This window comes from Armatimonas sp. (genome assembly GCF_031410135.1).
GTDB lineage: Bacteria > Armatimonadota > Armatimonadia > Armatimonadales > Armatimonadaceae > Armatimonas.
Map to the genome: position 1 here is coordinate 1 of NZ_JANNYP010000773.1, position 2766 is coordinate 2766.

A 2766-nucleotide genomic window follows, 5' to 3' on the forward strand; every position below is an offset into this window, starting at 1 on the left:
GTTCCAGAGCCTTTCGGGCACTACTTGCCTCAAGCTCCCCGAGTCCCACAACAAAGACACAACCGTCCACGTGGCTCAGCACGTGACGACCGGCCTCACTGCTCAAGACATTGGGGGCATCGAAGATCACAATATCGGCCAAGCGTGGTGCGTGCTTCCGCACAAAGTGCTCCAACCGAGGCGAGCTAAACTGTGTCGCAGGATCGTGGCGCTCTGTGTCCCCCACAGGAAGAAGGCGTAGACGAGGAACACCGGTCTCTAGGATCACCTCAGAGGGTGAGGTGATAGCCATGGAGAGAAGATCCACCAGCCCTGGCGTGGCGGACGCGAAGTCTCCCCCGAAAATCCGGTGAAGTAAGGGATTGCGTGCTTCCATATCGACGAGTAAGACACTGCGCCCCTGACGTGCGGCAGCAATCGCCAAGTTAGCGGCAACGGAGGTTCGTCCCTCGTGCTCATGTGTGGAAGTAACCGCAAGGGTCATGCGGTGCAGCTCTCCCTGCGACAGGCGTAAGAGCGTCTCCTGAAAGAGATGTCCGTAGGCAGCCTCTAGCTTCGGCGCACCTGCCGTAGGACGTGGCAGTTCGCCCAGGACAGTCAGTCCCAGCTCTTTTTTTGCCCTCTCGGCACTCTCCAAACGCTTCCCACGAAACCCCGGTATTCGCATTCCTACAACACCTACCTCCGTCTACTTTTACGACTCCCCCGTATTATTGGCAGGAATCCTCGGAATCTGGACAGGCTAGTATTGTAGCCCGTTGCGCTTAGCCGCTACAATACTTCCATGAGACTCTCTCTGGACTATGGCCGCATGGGCCTGATGGTAGATTTGACGGGTCGCGATGTGCGCCATGTTCTGGGGCTCACCCCCGCACCACCTCTCGCTTCCCCCTCGGATTCCGTACGTGACGCTCTGCTGACCGCCGAGCTGCCGCGCCTAGCGGTAGGCAAGCGTAGCGCCTGCATCATCATCTGCGACTTCACACGCCCCGTACCCAACCAGCTTATCTTAGGAGAGATTCTGCCGCTACTTGGTCTTGCGCCAGAAAGCATTACGATTCTTATCGCCACGGGTACCCACCGCGCCAGCACTCCTGCAGAGCTATTGGACTTGCTGGGCAAAGAAATCTTACACAGCGGCGTGCGCGTGATAGACCACGATTGCGACGACCCAGCGACCAATCGCTTTATCGGCACCAGTCCAGGAAACTTGCCGATTTATTTGGACACCCACTGGCTTGATGCCGAGCTAAAAATCACCGTCGGGCTGATCGAGCCGCACTTTATGGCGGGCTACTCGGGCGGGCGCAAGCTCGTGATGCCGGGCGTCGCAGGCCGCGAGACGATCCAAGCCTGGCACTCGCCGCAGTTCTTAGAGCATGATAACGCACGCAACGGCGTGCTGGATAACAACCCGGTTCATGAGGAAAACACGGCCATTGCGGCGTTTGCTCCCGCCGATCTGATCTGCGATGTCACGCTCGATGAGCAGCGGCGCGTCACGGGCGTTTTCTGCGGTCACTGGATCACCGACTGGCGGCGCGGCACGGAGTTTATCGCCCAGCAGGCCCGACCGCTTATCCCTGAGGCCGTGGATGTCTGCCTCACCAGCGGCGGCGGCTACCCACTGGACGCGACATTTTATCAAGTCGTCAAAGGCATCGTCGGGGCCTATCCCATTGTCAAGCCTGGCGGCACCGTGATTATTGCCGCGCAGATGCAGGAAGGCATCGGGAGCGCCCACTTCCGCGAGACCCTCGAAGCCCACTCGGATTTGGATACCCTCGTCGCGCAGATGAGCGCCCCCGGCTGGAACCCCCTCCCCGACCAGTGGCAAGTGGAGATGCTCGCTCGCGCCTGCCGAAATCATAAAATCATCGTCGTCACCGAGCCCGAGCGTGCCAAAGAGCTGCGCGGCTGCCATGTGGACGCCGTGGGAAGTATGGACGAAGCCCTCGCCCGAATCTCGCCCGACGCAACTATCGCCATCATTCCTAAAGGCCCCTACGTGATCCCAGCAATACAAACAGAAGTTTGATATACTGGATTCGTGCTCATTACCGAGATCGAGGTGCGCTCTGTGGTCACGCGGCAGAAGAGTCCCGGACGGATTCCCTTTGACGTGACGATCAACCCCTACCGTGGCTGTTTGTTTGGCTGCGCGTATTGCTACGCCAGCGAGTTTGTCTACGAGAGTCCCGAGAAGCGCGCGGCGTGGGGCGAGTGGGTTGAGGTGAAGAAAAACGCGGTGGATGCCCTCCAGCGCGAGAGCCGCAAAGTGACGGGCCAGCGCGTGTTTTTCTCGTCGGCTACTGACCCGTACCAGCCGCTGGAGAAGCGCCTTGGGCTGACGAGGGCTTGCCTGGAAGTGCTGCTCATGGCCGCACCCGCTCAGCTACATATCCAGACCCGCTCGCCGCATATCCTGCGCGACATCGAGCTTCTCCAGCGCTTCGGAGATAGCCTCACCGTTGGCATCTCCATCCCCACCGACAGCGATGTCGTGCGGAAAGTCTTCGAGCCCCGTGCGCCCTCGATCTCCCGTCGCCTCAAAGCCGCCAAAGAGCTGCGCGACGCCGGGATTGCCGTCAGCGCCTCGGTCGCGCCGCTGCTTCCGTGCACACCCAAGCGTCTGGCAAAGCTGCTCCAGCCCGCCGTCTCCGAAGCCTGGGTCAGCGGGATGAACTTCCACTGGAAAGAGACCGAGCTGCGCCAGCTCTACACCGAGCGCGGCTGGGAGCACTTTCTCAGCCGTGCCCACCGCCT

The 2766-nt window shown here is 60.4% G+C and carries 3 protein-coding genes; 2 read left to right on the forward strand and 1 reads right to left on the reverse strand.

The window, feature by feature from the left end:
- Positions 1-667, reverse strand: a 667-nt coding sequence (locus RMO15_RS28455) for a cellulose synthase operon protein YhjQ/BcsQ (protein WP_309720981.1), incomplete at its 3' end; no start/stop codon positions are given.
- Positions 668-784: 117 nt separating this feature from the next.
- On the opposite strand from RMO15_RS28455, the gene larA reads away from it, so the two are divergent.
- Both larA and RMO15_RS28465 read left to right on the forward strand, forming a co-directional pair.
- The gene (gene larA / locus RMO15_RS28460; protein ID WP_309720983.1) at positions 785-2038 is read left to right on the forward strand and encodes a nickel-dependent lactate racemase; all 1254 of its coding nucleotides are present in this window, start codon (positions 785-787) and stop codon (positions 2036-2038) included.
- A gap of 12 nt (positions 2039-2050) precedes the next feature.
- A partial coding sequence (locus tag RMO15_RS28465) for a radical SAM protein (protein ID WP_309720986.1) occupies positions 2051-2766 on the forward strand: 716 nt, incomplete at its 3' end.

Coding starts and splice junctions, on each gene's coding strand:
- larA (WP_309720983.1), top strand. CDS start 785: ATGAGACTCTCTCTGGACTATGGCCGCATGGGCCTGATGGTAGATTTG.